The sequence below is a fragment of the Micromonospora marina genome (genome assembly GCF_900091565.1).
Lineage (GTDB): Bacteria > Actinomycetota > Actinomycetes > Mycobacteriales > Micromonosporaceae > Micromonospora > Micromonospora marina.
On the sequence record NZ_FMCV01000041.1, the window covers coordinates 1 to 15,268 of the forward strand.

The 15,268-nt window shown below is 72.4% G+C and carries 11 protein-coding genes and 1 pseudogene; 6 read left to right on the plus strand and 6 right to left on the minus strand.

What is annotated here, in order from left to right:
• Window positions 1-33: 33 nt before the first annotated feature.
• On the minus strand, window positions 34-357 hold the full coding sequence (locus GA0070215_RS27090; RefSeq protein WP_244167168.1) for a transposase: 324 nt from the start codon (window positions 355-357) through the stop codon (window positions 34-36).
• Between the two features lie 498 nt (window positions 358-855).
• On the opposite strand from GA0070215_RS27090, the gene GA0070215_RS27100 reads away from it, so the two are divergent.
• A complete protein-coding gene (locus tag GA0070215_RS27100; protein WP_091051547.1) occupies window positions 856-1,560 on the plus strand; it encodes an SDR family NAD(P)-dependent oxidoreductase in 705 nt (234 codons plus the stop codon).
• Between the two features lie 115 nt (window positions 1,561-1,675).
• Here GA0070215_RS27100 and GA0070215_RS27105 read toward each other — a convergent pair whose 3' ends face one another.
• Together GA0070215_RS27105 and GA0070215_RS27110 are read right to left on the minus strand one after the other, a co-directional pair.
• A complete protein-coding gene (locus GA0070215_RS27105; protein WP_018787611.1) occupies window positions 1,676-2,083 on the minus strand; it encodes a hypothetical protein in 408 nt (135 codons plus the stop codon).
• Window positions 2,084-2,217: 134 nt separating this feature from the next.
• On the minus strand, window positions 2,218-3,708 hold the full coding sequence (locus tag GA0070215_RS27110) for a S1 family peptidase (protein ID WP_141708269.1): 1,491 nt from the start codon (window positions 3,706-3,708) through the stop codon (window positions 2,218-2,220).
• Between the two features lie 464 nt (window positions 3,709-4,172).
• On the opposite strand from GA0070215_RS27110, the pseudogene GA0070215_RS27125 reads away from it, so the two are divergent.
• Window positions 4,173-4,636 (plus strand): annotated as a pseudogene (locus GA0070215_RS27125) (cupin domain-containing protein); the annotation flags it as partial.
• Here GA0070215_RS27125 and GA0070215_RS27130 read toward each other — a convergent pair.
• Window positions 4,596-5,663, minus strand: coding sequence for a glycerophosphodiester phosphodiesterase family protein (locus GA0070215_RS27130; protein WP_091051554.1), 1,068 nt, complete (start codon window positions 5,661-5,663; stop codon window positions 4,596-4,598). The pseudogene GA0070215_RS27125 and the gene GA0070215_RS27130 sit on opposite strands and share 41 nt — an antisense overlap.
• A gap of 154 nt (window positions 5,664-5,817) precedes the next feature.
• Window positions 5,818-8,016 (minus strand): DUF4153 domain-containing protein, encoded by a 2,199-nt coding sequence (locus GA0070215_RS27135; protein ID WP_091051572.1) that lies wholly within the window; start codon window positions 8,014-8,016, stop codon window positions 5,818-5,820.
• 155 nt (window positions 8,017-8,171) lie between these two features.
• Between GA0070215_RS27135 and GA0070215_RS27140 the strand changes: the two genes are divergently transcribed.
• Window positions 8,172-9,068, plus strand: a complete 897-nt coding sequence (locus GA0070215_RS27140) for a lytic polysaccharide monooxygenase auxiliary activity family 9 protein (RefSeq protein ID WP_091051557.1) — start codon at window positions 8,172-8,174, stop codon at window positions 9,066-9,068.
• 1 nt (window position 9,069) lies between these two features.
• Here GA0070215_RS27140 and mgrA read toward each other — a convergent pair whose 3' ends face one another.
• The gene (gene mgrA / locus GA0070215_RS27145; protein ID WP_091051560.1) at window positions 9,070-10,059 is read right to left on the minus strand and encodes an L-glyceraldehyde 3-phosphate reductase; all 990 of its coding nucleotides are present in this window, start codon (window positions 10,057-10,059) and stop codon (window positions 9,070-9,072) included.
• Between the two features lie 57 nt (window positions 10,060-10,116).
• Between mgrA and GA0070215_RS27150 the strand changes: the two genes are divergently transcribed.
• The 3 genes from GA0070215_RS27150 (at window position 10,117) to GA0070215_RS27160 (ending at window position 14,604) form a co-directional block, all read left to right on the plus strand.
• Window positions 10,117-11,085 (plus strand): aldo/keto reductase, encoded by a 969-nt coding sequence (locus GA0070215_RS27150; protein WP_091051562.1) that lies wholly within the window; start codon window positions 10,117-10,119, stop codon window positions 11,083-11,085.
• Between the two features lie 70 nt (window positions 11,086-11,155).
• Window positions 11,156-12,646 carry a magnesium chelatase ATPase subunit I gene (locus tag GA0070215_RS27155; protein ID WP_091051565.1) on the plus strand — a complete coding sequence of 497 codons (1,491 nt, stop codon included), beginning with the start codon at window positions 11,156-11,158 and terminating at the stop codon, window positions 12,644-12,646.
• A gap of 2 nt (window positions 12,647-12,648) precedes the next feature.
• On the plus strand, window positions 12,649-14,604 hold the full coding sequence (locus tag GA0070215_RS27160; protein ID WP_091051569.1) for a VWA domain-containing protein: 1,956 nt from the start codon (window positions 12,649-12,651) through the stop codon (window positions 14,602-14,604).
• Window positions 14,605-15,268: the final 664 nt, after the last annotated feature.

Sequence of the window (15,268 nt, forward strand, 5' to 3'; positions counted from 1 at the left end):
CCAGGGCTCCGGCAAGGTAGTTGTTTGACCGTTTCAGGTGATTCCGAGTAGTTGGAGTGGCCGGTAGGGGTTTCGGCTGTTGTGGCGTAGGGCTGCGGCGATGGTTGTGGTGGTGCCGGTCAGTCGGAGCAGGCTGATCGCTGTGTTGCGCAGGGTGGCCATGACGCGTGGCGCGTTGCCGGTGCGGATGCGGCTGGCGTCCTCGGCGTAGGTGGTGTCTCTGATGTGGTGCAGGGTTTCGATGGCCCAGTGTCCGCGTAGCCAGTCGGCGAGGTCGGCGGGGCTGGCCTGGGTGGTGGTCAGGTTGGTGATCGCGTAGACGGTGACGGTGGACCAGCGGCCGGTGGCCAGGTTCATCCGTCGGCGGCGGATTCGTAGCGCTTGCACGGCGTGCGGGAAATCCAGGGCGAGGGCTGGGTCAGCGGGTAACCGACGGACACGGCACCGACAGCTTCGCAAGCGTGTTCGAACTCTTGCGAAAGCAGTCGTAGGTCACGCGCAGGCGTATGTCTCCGGCTGGGGAGACTTCACAACCGATGCAATCGCCGACTTTCTCAACCACCTCCCACGCGACATCGCCGACTTCGGCCGCGACCACGCCGCAGCGCTCACCCCGGCCGACGACAACTGAAACCTAGATCGAGCCCACGCAGCTCCCATCCGAGCGCGGCCCTGCCACCATCCCCACAGGTTGCGGGGCCGCCTTCGGTGAACGTCCGCTTCTGCCGCCGTCCGGGCGTCACAGCGCGTTACGGAGGAACGGCGGCGACAGGCGCGGGCGTGCCGAAGAGCGGATGTCCGATCTTGGCACGTTCCCGCTGACCTCAACCAGGGTGCAGATGCTTCACTTCAGCCATGAATCATGACGGCCTGCGCATTGCCATCACCGGTGCCGCACGTGACACCGGACGACTACTGGCCGAAGCCTTCGCCGAGCGCGGTGCACAGATCTTCCTCTCGGCCCGCGACCTGGCTGCGGCCGAGCACGTTGCGGATGCGATCAGCCAGCGGGGGCCAGGTCGGGCTGATGCATTTCACTGCGACCTCGCCGTACCGGAGTCGGTGCGCGCGTTCGCCGCTGCTGTGGCCGAACGGACGGAGCACCTTGATGTGCTGATCAACAATGGTGCCCCATATATCGAAGGTGACGACCTGGGAGACGTCCCGGACGACAAGATCGAAAGCGTGATGGCTGCGGGCGGGACCGGCACCATGTTGTTGACCAAAAATCTACTCCCGCTGCTACGGGCATCGTCGCGGCCCGACATCGTCAACATGATCTCCGCATGTGGCGAGGTGGGACACCGCCGCTCGGGTGCACATCCCGCCTTCTACGCCGCTAAGCATGCCCACGCCGGACTCGCTGAGGTCCTGTCGCACCGGCTCCGGCCAGAAGGGATCCGGGTAATCTCACTGTTTCCGCCGGACTTCGTTCAGGACGGGCCCCGACAGGTAAACGGCGACCTCACCGCGCGATCGGTCATCGACTGCGTGCTTTTCGCGGTCGGCCAACCACGAGACTGTTTCATTCGTGAGTTCCACTTCGAGCAGGTTCGGTAGGTGTCCGCAGAACGCTCGACCAGGCTTCGGGTGCCAGCACAGTGGCGCCGGTGGCGAGCGCTGCCGACCGGGCGTGCCGGCGACAGTCGCTGCCACCGTCGGAGACGGTTCCCGTTCAGGCAGTCGGTGCCGGCAGGTCGAGCGCGTGCTGCGTGAGCGCGTGCCGCAGCAGCTCGGCGAACGTCTCGACATCGCCCTTCGCGGCGTCGACCTCACCGGGGTCCAGCACGAGGATCGGACCGGCGTCGGTGTGGGCGATGACACAGGGGGTGGCGCCCTGGCTGACATCCCTGACGGCTGAGTCGCGTTCGTCGAGGTGCACCAGGTGGAAGGACACGCCGAGACGGGCCACGAGGTCGTCCCACTGCTGCTTGCGGCGCACCGGTCCGTGGGTGACGTCGCACAGTCCACAGCGCGTCCTGCCCAGCAGCTTCCCGACGACGTAGGCCAGCTCGCCCCGAATGCCGCCGTCGGCGTGGTACACCCCCGTGAAGCCGCGCACGGTTCTGGCGTGATCGGTCATGACGCCATTGTGCCCGTCGGGGCTGGCGGCCTACCCGTCCTCGGAGGTCTGCGCCGCGGGTCGGCGTACGTCCTCGGCTTGCGACAGCGGAACGCCCGCATCGCGCAGTGCGATGCGGGCGTCCCGTCGAGCTGTCAGGGGTTGCTGTAGCCGAGGGTGTAGCTGCCGGAGCCGCTGTAGGCGTGCACCCGCCAGCGGTAGTAGCCGGCCGTGCCGCTGTACTGGACGGTCTCGTCGGCCGCGGCGGTCGCGCCCTGGGCCACCACACTCCAGCCGCTACCGTTCCACTTCTGCAGGTAGAGGTCGAAGTCGGTGCTGGTCGGGCCGTCGAGGCAGCCGCGGTGGGTGCCCGAGAGCGAGGAGTAGTAGTAGCTGCCGTTCGGCTGGTAGGCGTTCCCGCCGCTGGACAGCGACCCGCTAACGGAGAACTCGTAACCGGTGCAGCCGGTCGGCGGGGGCGGGTTGCCGCCGCCGCTGGTCACCAGCGTCCGGCCGTACGCGGAGAGAATCTCGTTGACCGGCTGGAAGTAGGTGGTGCCGCCGGAGGTGCAGTTGCCGGAACCGCCGGAGGTCACGCCCTGCGCCTGCTGGCCGCTGAGCCAGGAACCGCCGGAGTCACCCGGCTCGGCGCACGCGTTGGTGCGGGTCAGGCCGGAGACGGAGCCCTCCGCATAGTTGACGGTCTGGTTGTATGCCTGCACCGTGCCGCAGCGCCAGCCGGTGGTCGAGCCGGAGCGGCAAATGGCCGAGCCGATCGTGGCCACGGTGGAACCGGCGACGGTCACGTTGCCGCCGGCGTAGTTGTTGACCCACGGCTGCGGGGTCCAGTTGGAGTTGACCGCCACCCAGGCGTAGTCGTTGCCGGGGAACGAGGAGCCCTGGAAGGTGCCCTGGGCGGCGCGGTTGTAGCCGGTCGTCGCGGCACCGGTGTTGCCGCAGTGCCCGGCGGTGACGAAGCCGCCGTTCACGGAGAAGCCGACCGAGCACCGGCCACCGCCGATGTAGTAGGCGTCGCCGCCGCGTACGTCGTAGAGCAGCCGGGGCTGTTCGGTGGTGCTGACCACCCGCACCGCCGAGGCGTCGACGCCGCTGGCCTTGACGAACAACCCGGCAGCGGCGGTACCGCCGCGTGCCAGCACCACGACGGTGTTGGACTTGACGTCGACGTACCAGCCGGACACCGAGGCCGGGGGCGCCTTCGCGGCAGCGGCGTCGAGGCCGCCCTTGATCGCGTCGAGCTTCCGGCCGCTGCGGTTCACCAGCTTGGGGGTGGCGCCGGCGGCGGTCACCTCGGCCGCCTTGGCGCTGTCGGTGACGGCTACGACCAGCGACTTCGCGTCCGGCGTCAACCAGGCACCGGCGAAGGTGGAGCCGAGTCGCTTGCGCAACGCCAGTTCCGTACGGCTGGCGGCGTCGTCGGAGGCGATCCTGGCGCGTGCGGCGGCGGGGGCCAGGCCCAGGTCGCGTTGCATGGCGGCGAGCATCTCGGGCGAGGCGGCCTCGCCGGATGGCGCGACCGGGGCCGGGCCGGTGGGCTTCGCGCTGGCGGGCCCGGCGATGGCGATGGCGGCCAGCCCGGCTGGCAACAGGACGGCTGTCGCCGCACCGGCAAGGATTCGTTTCATCCAGGTCTCCTTCGGGTTGTGGAGCTGCGGGTACCTCCGGATGCCGCTGAGCCCCGACAGATGGCGGTAACGTAGAACGCCATTCGTCGATACCGATAGATAACCTTTGGCTCATACCGTCAGATCCGGCGCTGCGCGCACCCATCCGGCCACGCTCCGTCATCGATGTGCGGGGTCGCGGCGCAGGGTGGGCCGATGGTGCCGCTCGGCGCAGCATTCGGCCCGCCACCACCACAGCCATTGGGACGGCGCCGCCGACAAGCCTGGACCCGCCGTCCGGACCGCGTCCGCGGCGCGGAACAACGCAACCGGTCGCGCGGCCCGTGATCACCAGCGCCCAGCACAGCGCGCCGACGCGGCCGTGTTCGCCAGCGTCCGGACCACGTTCCAGGTGACCAGGTGGACCCGGAGCGCTCCCGCGCCGCGGCGAGATCGGCCGTGCCGGCCGCCGCGAGCGCGTCGTTCAACGGCACGTTCACCCGGGGCAGCGCCGCACCACGCCGGACGGGCGCGAGCTGTTCGCGATGACACGCTGGGGCGTACGCACCTGGTGCCGCTGCTGGCCGCCGAGATCGTCAAGGACGACCCCGGTCAGGAGGCGGTGCTGGACCGCCTGCTCGACCTGCTGCTCATCGCCGCGCTGCGGGAGTGGTTCGCCCGGCCCGGTGCCGCCGCGCCTGCCTGGTACCGGGCGTACGCCGATCCGGTGGTCGGCCGCGCGCTGCGGATGCTGCACCACGACCCGGCCCGGCCGTGGACGGTGGCGTCGCTCGCCGCCGAGGTGGGGATGTCCCGGGCGGCGCTGGCCCGGCGCTTCACCGCGTCGGTCGGCGAGCCGCCCGTGTCGTACCTGACGGGCTGGCGGCTGGCGCTCGCGGCCGACCGGCTCAGCGCGCCCGGTACGCCTTCGGCAACCGCATCCCGCGTTCGGCCATGAGCTGCCGCACCCGGTTCGGGTAGTCGGTGATGATCCCGTCGACGCCCATGTCCATGAGCGCCGCCACCGTGGGCATGTCGTTGCAGGTCCACGGGATGACCTTGAGCCCGCGCGCGTGCGCGTCAGCGATCATCTTGCGGTCCGGGTAGAAGCGGAAGCTCGGGTCGGCGATCGTGCCGTTCTGTGGGAACCCGTAGTTCGGGGACAGCGTGGTCACGCCCGGGATCGCGGCGGCGGCCCGGACGAAGTCGCCACCGAAGTCGTCCACGTCCAGCCCGCCCAGCCAAGGCGACGCGCCCGGCTTGCCGACCTGGAGGAAGTCGTAGTTGGTCAGCGCCACGAGCGGCCAGCGCGGCGCGAGCCGGTGCATCGCCCGCAGCGCGCCCCAGTCGAAGGACTGGATGGTGACCTGCCGCTCGATGCCCGAGCGCCGGATCTCCTCGAAGACCCGCCTGACGAACAGCTCACGCGGCGCGGTCTGCTCCGGCGCACCCGCCTCCACCTTGGTCTCGATGTTGAGCGTGATCCCGTGTGCGCGGTAGCGCTTCACCAGGTCGAGCACGTCGCGCAGCTCGGCCATCCGGACGCCGGCGATCTGCTCCTGCTCGGGGAAGCCGGGCAACTGCTGGTAGCCGCAGTCCATGGTCTTGATCTGCGCGAGCGTGAGGTCCTTGACGTACTTGCCGACGTACGGGTACGCCGGGTCGCCGGGCCGCACCGGGACGGTGTCGCGGCACTTCTGCGCGCTCACCTGGCGGTCGTGCGTGACGACCACCTTCTCGTCCCGGGTGACCTGGGTGTCCAGTTCCAGCGTGGTGACGCCGAGGCGCATCGCCTTCGCGAACCCGGCGAGCGTCTCCTCGGTGGTCATCCCGATGCCGCCGCGGTGGGCCTGCAGATCGAAGTGGGTCCGCTGCGGCGGTACGCCGGGACGGTCGGCCGGGCCGGCGTGGGCGACGCCCGGCATGGCCAGGACCGCGCCGGCGACGAGTGCCGTCACGAGCTGACGGGTGGACATGGAGAAACCTCCGCTACCTCGGTTGTCGTTCGCGCAGCCCGAAGCTAGGTGCGGAGTCGGTGCCCGCCGTGGCGTCGAGGTGAGGAGCGGATGAACGGTCGCCGGACGGCTGCCGGTGGCCGGGCCGCGGCGGTGCGCGGCCCGGGCGGCGACGTCAGCGGGGACGCCGCGTCTTCGGCAGGTCGAACTGGTCGGCCCGGCGGCAGTCCTTCGGGCCGCCGACCGCCTTCGGGCCGACCTCCTCCAGGGCCTTGCGGGCGCGCTGCCGGCCCAGGTTCCAGGCGTACCAGGGGTCGGGTTCGGCGAGGTCGTCGGCGATCCAGCTCAGCGTGCACCGGCGTACCGGGTCGGGGAGCTTGACGAGCGCCGGGGTGGCGTCGGCGGACAGCGCCCGCAGGTACCAGGCGTCGATCTTGCCGGTCTGCTCGTACCGGAGCGTGTTGCGGCGGGCGACGTAGGCCTCCGGGTTGAGCACGGCCAGGCCGAGCAGCATCCCGACCGCCAGCGCGAGCGTGGTGCCGGGAATCCACCGGCCCCGCCACTTGACGCCGGCCGCGATGATCATCAGGAAGACCGTGCCGAGCAGCATCTCGAACGCCATCACGAAGATCCGCTCGCCGGTGAAGCTGTAGACCTTCTGGTACGTCCACATCCGCGACAGCGCCGACGCCACGATCACCACGCTCAGCGCGCTGATCAACCCGAGCAGCACCCGCAGCAGGATCCGCTCGGCCGGCCGCTCCCGGCGTGCCCAGCGGCTCACCCCGCCGAGCACCGCCACCGTCAGCAGCGTGACGAAGAGCAACTGCCAGAAGCCGCTACGGGCGTACTCGGCGTAGCTGAGCCCGGCGACCCGCTGCACGTGCCGCTGCCCGCCGAAGAGCGTGGTGAACTGCACCACCACGAACCCGGCGAACAGCAGCGTGAGCGCGCCGATGGCCGGGGCCCACTCCAGCAGGCCGAGACGGCGCTCACCCGCCCGATCCACAGTGGACATATCGGGCGGCGCGGCGAGCGTGTAGAGCGCGGCCACAGCGATCAGGCCGCCGACCACTGCGAGGAACAGCCAGCCGAACACCGTACCGAGGTTGATCTCGGGGACGAGCGAACCCAGGGCATCGGAGAACGCCGCGTCGGCCGACGCGAGCAGGCTCCCGAAGACCACGAGCACCACGATCGTGGCGACGACCGAGACGGTCACCTTGCGTACCGTCGCCTCCTGCGGCGAGGCGGTGATGTGCCGCCGCACCCAGGGCAGGCCCCGCAACGCCGCGAACGGCGTGGCCACCAGGCCGAACAGGATCGAGCGCACCAGCCGCCCGCCGACGATCGCGAGGGTGGCGCAGCCGAGCGCGCCGAGCACGCAGAACGTCACCAGCCACCAGGCGTTGCGGAACGCCGGTACCGCGATCAGGGCCAGGGCGGCCACCGCCCACCCGGCCCGGATGAGCTTGTCGGCGCGCGGCAGGTCCGCCGTCCTGGACCGGACCGCCAGCACCACCGCGAGCGTGAGCGTGAGCCAACCCAGGAACCAGCCGACGCCGACGCGGCCGAGCGGCACGAACACCGCGCTGCCGACCGCGGCGGCCAGCACCGCGAGCGGCGCGGCCCGCCCGGTCGCCGCCTTCGGGCCGGGCCACCGCGCGCCCAGGAACGACGTCCGCGGCGCCCACGTCGGCGCCTGCGGGTGCCCACCCCACCCCAATCCCGGGTACGGCGGCGCGGCCATCGGCCCACCGCTGTGCGGAGGCGGTATGCCCGGAGCGTGCTGTGCTCCCGGCGAGCCGGAAGTCGCGGAAGCGGCCGTCCCCGGAGCGCCGTCGCCGGCACGTGCGCCTGTCCCGGCTCCACCGGAGTCGGTAGTGGCCGCGTCTGCCGGGCCGGCATCCGGGGTGGACGATGCGGCATCGCCGGTGGCCGGGGACGTTGCGCCCGCCTGCTCCCGCCGAGCCGTGGGAACGGCGTCCGGCGGGGCGGCGACAGGCTCTCCGCCCGCCGGACGGCCGGCTGGTGCGGGGGCGACGGGCTCCCCGCCCTCCGTCGCGCCGCCCTCCACCGGGGAGCGCTCGGCGGCGGGCGTGGCGGCCTGGGCAGGCACCGCCGCCGTCGGCTGGCCGGGCGCCGGGACCAGCGGGAGGAACAACGCGTACCCCTGGGTGCCGGGCGGCACGGTGACCGGAATCGCCCAGCCGGGCTGCCCCTCGGCGCCCGGCCAGGGCACCGGCGTGGGCGCGCCCTCCATGGTGGGCAGGACCAGCAGGTACGGCTGCGCGGGGGCGGGAACGTCGCCCGGCGCGGGCCCGGCCGCGGGGGCGGCGCGGGACGGCTCGGGGGACGGGGCCGGCTCGGACAAGGAACACTCCTCGATCACAGGGTTTCGTCACTCTAGGGCCCCTCCGGCGTCCGTCGCCGCCCCGGTTGTCCGTTCGGTCACGCCGCCCCGTCCGATCGGCGCGGATCGAACCTTTCGCGGCTCGCGGCCGTACCAGTGCGCGGGAGGTCGATCACATGGCCGCACGACGCGCGCTCGCCGCGCTCGCCGCCGTCGCCGCGACGGTGCCGCTGGGCGCCGCGCCGGCCGCGGCACACGGTGCGCCGACCAGCCCGCTGAGCCGGGCCGCCGCGTGCGGGCCCGAGGGTGGCCGGGCGCAGACGCCCGCCTGCCGGGCCGCGATCGCCGCCGGAGCGGCGGTACGCGAGTGGGACAACATCCGGGTGGCCCGGATCGACGGGCGGGACCGGGAACACATCCCGGACGGGGAGCTGTGCAGCGGCGGGCTGTCCGCCTACCGGGGGCTGGACCTGCCGCGCACCGACTGGCCCGCCACCACCCTGACCGCCGGGGCCCGGCACACGTTCCGCTACCGCACCACCATCCTGCACCGGGGCACGTTCCGGTACTACGTCACCACCGGCTCGTACTCGCCGAAGCGCGTGCTGACCTGGGCTGATCTGGAGAAGAAGCCGTTCCTCGAAGTCACCGACCCACCGATCCGCGCGGGCGCGTACGAGATGCGGGGGAAGCTGCCCGCCGGGCGCACCGGACGGCACATCGTCTACGTCATCTGGCAGAACTCGGACACCCAGGACACGTACTACTCCTGCTCGGACGTGATCTTCAGGGCGGCACGCGGCACGCCGGACCCGCCGTCGGCAGCGCCGAAGGCGAGCGCGTCGCCTCCGCGTACCCTCGCCGGCACGGCGGACGACGACGAGTCGGCGGTGCCGGTCGCGACGGTGACCGACGGCGGACCCCTCTCCCGGCCGTTGGTTCTCGGCGCGGCGGCGCTCGCCACCGCGCTGCTCGCGGCGGCGGTGGTCGGACTGCGGCGGGCCGGCGGGCCGCCGCCCGGGCGGCCGTGCGGTGTCCGCAACCACCGCGCCGGGCGGCGCCGCGTCTGGTGACTCAGCCGAGCAGGTCCTCGATCTCGGCCAGGTCCTCCCCGGCGAGGTCGAGGTTGTCCAGGGCGGCCACGTTGCCCTCCAGCTGCGCGACACTGCTCGCGCCGATGATGAGGCTGGTCATGCGCGGGTCGCGCAACGCCCACGCCAGGGCGAGCTGGGCCAGCGTCTGCCCGCGCCGCTCGGCGACCGCGGCGAGCCCCCGGACCGTCGTCATCGTCTCCTCGTCGAGGTCGCTCTCGTTCAGGAAGACGCTCGTGCGCACCCGGGAGTCGGCCGGGATGCCCTTGAGGTAACGGTCGGTGAGCAGGCCCTGGGCGAGCGGACTGTACGCGATGCAGCCCGCGCCGACGCCCTCCAGCGTGTCCAGCAGCCCGTCGCTCTCCGTCCAGCGGTTCACCATCGAGTACGACGGCTGGTTGATCAGCAGCGGCGTGCCCAGGTCACGCAGGATCTCGGCGGCCCGCTCGGTCTGCTCCGAGTTGTAGTTGGAGATGCCCACGTAGAGCGCCTTGCCGGAGCGGACGATCGCGTCGAGCGCGCCCATCGTCTCCTCCAGCGGAGTCTCCGGGTCGAACCGGTGCGAGTAGAAGATGTCGACGTAGTCCAGCCCGAGTCGGCGCAGCGACTGGTCCAGCGACGAGAGCAGGTACTTGCGCGAGCCCCACTCGCCGTACGGGCCGGGCCACATCAGATAACCGGCCTTGCTGGAGATCACCAGCTCGTCCCGGTACGGCTTCAGGTCGGTGGCGAGCAGGCGGCCGACGTTCTCCTCCGCCGAACCGGGCGGCGGGCCGTAGTTGTTCGCGAGGTCGAAGTGGGTGATGCCGAGGTCGAAGGCGCGACGGACGATGTCGCGCTGCCGCTCGAAGGGTCGGTCCGGCCCGAAGTTGTGCCACAGGCCGAGGGAGATGACCGGCAGCTTCAGCCCGCTGCGGCCACTGCGCCGGTAGATCATCTCGTGGTAACGGTCGTCGCTGGCGAGGTATGTCACCAGGCCATTCTGTCCGGACCGGAGTGCGCACGCAGCGGCGCGGGTACCTTCGGCCTCATGCGTTACGTGCAGCTCGACACCCCCAAGCCCATTTCCAGGATCGGCCTCGGCACGTGGCAGTTCGGCTCGCGGGAGTGGGGCTACGGCCCCGAGTACGAGCGCCGGGCCGCCGAGATCGTCCGGCGGGCGCTCGACCTGGGCGTCACCCTGTTCGACACCGCCGAGCTGTACGGCTTCGGCCGCAGCGAGCGCATCCTCGGCGCGGCGCTGGGCGACGACCGGGCCAAGGTCGTGGTCGCCACGAAGATCTTCCCGCTGCTGCCGGTCGCCCCGGTGGTGCAGCAGCGCGCGGTCGCCTCCGCCGCCCGGCTCGGCGTCGACGGCATCGACCTCTACCAGGTGCACCAGGCCAATCCGGTGGTCGCCGACACCACCACCATGCGCGGCATGCGCTCGTTGCAGGACATCGGGCTGGTCGGCGAGGTCGGCGTCAGCAACTACGGCCTGCGCCGGTGGCGGTTCGCCGAGGCCGCGCTGGGCCGCCGGGTGCTGAGCAACCAGGTCCGCTACAGCATGATCGACCGCGGCCCCGAGGAAGACCTCATCCCGTACGCGGAGCAGGCCGGCCGCATCGTCATGGCGTACTCGCCGCTGGCGCAGGGTTTCCTCTCCGGCCGCTACGACGCCACGAACCCGCCCGCGGGGGCGGTACGCCGGGCCAACCCGTACTTCCTGCCGGAGAACCTGGAACGCGGCACCCGGCTGATCGCCACGCTGCGCGAGGTCGCCGACGCGCACGACGCCACGCCGAGCCAGATCGCGCTCGCGTACGTGCTGCGGCACCCGAACGTGGTGGCCATCCCGGGCGCCTCCGGCGTCGAGCAGATGGAACGCAACGCGGCCGCCGCCGAGATCGACCTCGCCGACGACGAGTACGCCGCACTGGTCGCCGCCGCGCACGCGTTCCGCCCGGTCACCGGGCTGGCCGCCGTACCCCGGATGGTCCGCGCCCGCCTCGGTAAGTGAGTGGCGTTCCGGCGGCTTCCCTTGTCGCGACATCGACGACGGAGGCCGCCGGTCACCGGAGCGCGCTAGCGTGGATCGGGTGACCGCTCCCAACCAGGTTTCCCCGGTCCCGCCCGCCGACCTGCCGACCACGCTCGGCGAGCTGCGCGCCGCAGGGCACCGCTACCGCACGGTCAAGCAGGAACTCCGAGACAACCTCCTCGCCCGGATGGGTTCCGGCGAGGACCGCTTCCCCGGCATCGTGGGCTACCAGGACACGGTGCTGCCCGAGGTCGAGCGCGCGCTGCTCGCCGGGCACGACATGGTGCTGCTCGGCGAGCGCGGGCAGGGCAAGACCCGGCTGATCCGTTCGCTCGGCGCGCTGCTGGACGAGTGGACCCCGGTGATCCCCGGCTCGGTGCTCAACGAGCACCCGATGCACCCGATCACCCCGGCCTCCCGCGCGCTCGCCGACTCGACCGGCGACGACCTGCCGATCGGCTGGCTGCACCGCTCGATGCGGTACGGCGAGAAGCTCGCCACGCCGGACACCAGCGTCGGCGACCTGATCGGTGACGTCGACCCGATCCGCCTCGCCCAGGGCCGCACGCTCGGCGACCCGGAGACCATCCACTTCGGGCTCGTACCGCGTACCAACCGGGGCGTCTTCGCCGTCAACGAGCTGCCCGACCTGGCCGAACGCATCCAGGTGGCGCTGCTCAACGTGCTGGAGGAGCGCGACATCCAGGTCCGCGGCTACCAGCTTCGGCTGCCGCTCGACCTGCTGCTCGTGGCGAGCGCCAACCCGGAGGACTACACCAACCGGGGCCGGATCATCACGCCGCTCAAGGACCGGTTCGGCGCGGAGATCCGTACCCACTACCCGCTGGACCCGGACCTGGAGCTGGCGCTGATCCGGCAGGAGGCCGACCTGGTCGCCGTCGTACCGGAGCACGTGCTGGAGGTGCTGGCCCGGTTCGCCCGCGACGTGCGGGAGTCGCCGTCGGTGGACCCGCGCTCCGGCGTGTCCGCCCGGTTCGCCATCGCCGCCGCGGAGACGGTGGCCGCTGCCGCGTTGCGTCGTTCCGGTCTGCTGGCCGGTGCCGGTGCCGGTGCCGGTGCTTCGGGTAGCGGCGCCGGGTCGGCGTCCCGGCCGGAGGCGCCGGTGGCCCGGATCGGGGACACCGTGTCGGTGACCTCGACGCTGCGCGGCAAGGTCGAGTTCGAGAGCGGCGAGGAGGGGCGCGAGATCGAGGTGCTGGCGCACCTGCTGCGTACCGCCACCGCCGAGACGTTCCGCGCCCGGCTCGCCGGGCTCGACCTGTCCGGCTTCACCGCGCTCGTCGCCGAGGGCGGCGCGGTCGAGACCGGGGAACTGGTCTCCTCGGCCGAGCTGCTGCGCCAGGTCGGCACCGTACCGGGGCTGGCCAAGGTGCTCGACCGGCTCGGCCTCGGCGACGCGCCCAGCCCGGAGGAGGCAGCCGCCGGCATCGAGTTCGTGCTGGAAGGGCTGCACCTGACCCGCCGGCTCGGCAAGGACGTCACCGACTCCGGGCGCACCGTCTACGGGGACCGGGACTGACAGTGGCCGGCGGCAACCGCTTCCGGTACGGGCAGTGGCGCGGCGGACCCGACCCGCTCGCCCCGCCGTACGACGTGCGCGCCGCGGTGGACGCGGTCGGCTCGGACGTGCTCGCCGGCGGCAGCCTGCGCGAGTCGCTGCGCGAGCTGCTGCGGCGCGGCCCCCAGGGGCACGGCGGCCTGGACGGCCTGGCCGCCCGAGCCCGCCGCCTGCGCCGGGAGGCGCTGCGCCGGGGCGACCTGGACGGCGCCGTCACCCGGGCCCGTGCACTGCTCGACCAGGCGCTCGCCGCCGAACGCGACGAGCTGCGCGACCGCGACGGCGACGACGCCAGGTTCGCCGAGGCCGTGCTCGACAACCTGCCCCGCTCCACCGCCCGCGCGGTGTCGGAGCTCTCCGGGTACGACTGGGCGAGTGCCGAGGCACGGCAGACGTACCAGCGACTCCTCGACGGGCTGCGCGGCGACGTGCTGGAGCAGCGCTTCGCCGGGCTGCGCGACGCGGCACGGGCCACCGCCGACCCGGCCGTCCAGCGGCAGCTCGCCGAGATGATGCGCGACCTCAACGACCTGCTCGCCCGGCACGCCCGCTCCGAGGACACCACCGACGCGTTCGCCGAGTTCATGCGCCGCCACGGGGAGTTCTTCCCGGAACGGCCCCGAGACGTCGACGAGCTGATCGACGTACTGGCCCGGCGGGCCGCCGCGGGTGAGCGTCTGATGCGCTCGCTGTCGGACCGGCAGCGCGAGGAACTGGGCGGGCTGATGCGCCAGTCGCTCGGCGGCCGGCTCGCCGGTGAACTGTCCCAGCTCGACGCCCACCTGCGTTCCCTGCGGCCGGACCTGAACTGGCAGCGCGGCGAGCGGGTGCGCGGCGACCAGCCGCTCGGCTACGGCGAGGCCACCGGCGCGCTCGACGAGATCGCCGAACTCGACGAACTGCTGGACTCCCTCGACCAGGACCAGCCCGGCGCCACGCTCGACGACGTCGACGTGGAGGCGGTCGCCCGCACGCTGGGCCGGGACGCCGCCGACGACGTACGCCGGTTGCGGGAGCTGGAACGCGAACTGCGCCGCCAGGGCTGGGTCACCCGGGACGCGGAAGGGCTGACGCTCAGCCCGAAGGCGCTGCGCCGCCTCGCCGGCACGGCGCTGCGACGCGTCTTCGCCGACCTGACCGCCGGCCCGCGCGGCCAGCACGACCTCCGCTCGGCCGGTGCGGCAGGCGAGGTGAGCGGTGCGTCCCGCCCCTGGGAGTACGGGGACGAACAGCCGCTGGACGTGGTGCGCACGCTCACCCGCGCGGTCCGGCGGGCCGGCCCCGGAGTGCCGGTGCCGCTCGCGGTCGAGGACTTCGAGGTGATGGAGACCGAACGGCGGGCGTCGGCGGCGGTGGTGCTCTGCGTCGACCTGTCGTATTCGATGATCTCGCAGGGGCGCTGGGGGCCGATGAAGCAGACCGCCCTGGCCCTGTCGCACCTGATGGCGACCCGGTTCCCGCAGGACGCGCTGCAGATCGTCGGCTTCGGTCGGGAGGCGATGCCGCTCACCCAGCAGGAGCTGGCGGCGGTGGAGCCGGACATGCAGCAGGGCACCAACCTCCAGCACGCGCTGCGGATCGCCGGCCGGCACCTGCGCCGCCACCCGGGCGCCGAGCCGGTGGTGCTGGTGGTGACCGACGGCGAGCCGACGGCGCACCTGGATCCGGAGGACGGTGAGGCGTACTTCCACTGGCCGCCGCTGCCGGAGACCATCTCGGCGACGATCCGGGAGGTGGACCGGCTGACCCGGTACGGCGCCACGCTCAACCTGTTCATGCTCGGCGACGACCCGGGGCTGCGCCGGTTCGTGGACGCGGTGGCGCGGCGCTCGGGTGGCCGGATGTTCACCCCGGACCTGGACGACCTGGGCGAGTACGTCGTCTCCGACTACCTACGCTCCCGCCACGGCCGCCGCTGACCCGCCCGCCTCCCGCGTTCCCCGCCCTCTCTCGCCCCCTCGTCCCCCGGTTCCTCCCGCTCTCTCGTCGATCATGAACTTGGCGGCATCGGGTGTCCGTTTTGTCGCCGCTAACCTCATGATCGACCGTGCGGGAGCGGGCGGGTCTGCCCGCGCAGGGTGCGGGCGCATCGCGTTGCGGGGAGTTGCTGGTGGCGGTCCGTGTGGCTGAGGCTGTCCGGTTCAGGGGTGCCCGCCAGGTGCGGGACGTCGGGCGTCCCGGGCTGTGTGTGGGGAGATGTCCGGTTCGGGGGTGGTGGGCGGCACTCTGGTAGCGGAATCGTGGGCGGGTGCCGGGCGTTGTAACCGGTGAACGACCGAGCACCGGCCGTGCCCCGCGAGCGACGCGCCGTGGCCCCGGGAATGATGCCGGGTGGCTGGTCGTTGGACATGCTTCCGGCGCCGCGCAGAAGGCCCCTCGGGCCCTCGCGGACGGACCGGATCCCCCAAGACTTCGAGCGCCTGACGGTGCCCGCGCATCCCGTCCCCCGGGTGCGTCGACCCCCGAATGGAGCGTTTCTGATGAACCCGATTCTGCGGAAGAGCGTGCTGGGTATCGCTGGTCTGGCTTTCACCGGTGGTGTGTTCGCCGGTCCGGTGGCCGCTCACGCGGCGGACACCACGC